Below are 640 nucleotides of genomic sequence, written 5' to 3'. Positions count from 1 at the left end.
CACCACCATCATGAATTTCCGCCACCTGCTGGAGCAGCATCAACTGGCCCGCCAATTGTTCAAGACCATCAATCGCTGGCTGGCCGAAGCAGGCGTCATGATGACTCAAGGCACCTTGGTCGATGCCACCATCATTGAGGTACCCAGCTCGACCAAGAACAAAGAGCAGCAACGCGATCCGCAGATGCATCAGACCAAGAAAGGCAATCAGTGGCACTTTGGCATGAAGGCCCACATTGGTGTCGATGCCAAGAGTGGCCTGACCCACAGCCTAGTCACCACCGCGGCCAACGAGCATGACCTCAATCAGCTGGGTAATCTGCTGCATGGAGAGGAGCAATTTGTCTCAGCCGATGCCGGCTACCAAGGGGCGCCACAGCGCGAGGAGCTGGCCGAGGTGGATGTGGACTGGCTGATCGCCGAGCGCCCCGGCAAGGTAAGAACCTTGAAACAGCATCCACGCAAGAACAAAACGGCCATCAACATCGAATACATGAAAGCCAGCATCCGGGCCAAGGTGGAGCACCCGTTTCGCATCATCAAGCGACAGTTCGGCTTCGTGAAAGCCAGATACAAGGGGTTGCTGAAAAACGATAACCAACTGGCGATGTTATTCACGCTGGCCAACCTGTTTCGGGCG

1 protein-coding gene is annotated in these 640 nt (G+C 56.1%); it reads left to right on the top strand.

Annotated elements, in window-relative coordinates; all coding sequences use genetic code 11:
• Positions 1–640, top strand: a 640-nt coding sequence (locus AACR77_RS04695; protein ID WP_042880047.1) for an IS5-like element IS5 family transposase, incomplete at both ends; no start/stop codon positions are given.

Origin of the sequence: Aeromonas sp. ZOR0002 (genome assembly GCF_963866995.1) — a bacterium.
Classification (GTDB): domain Bacteria; phylum Pseudomonadota; class Gammaproteobacteria; order Enterobacterales; family Aeromonadaceae; genus Aeromonas; species Aeromonas caviae.
This window is presented reverse-complemented; position numbering and strand designations above follow the sequence as displayed.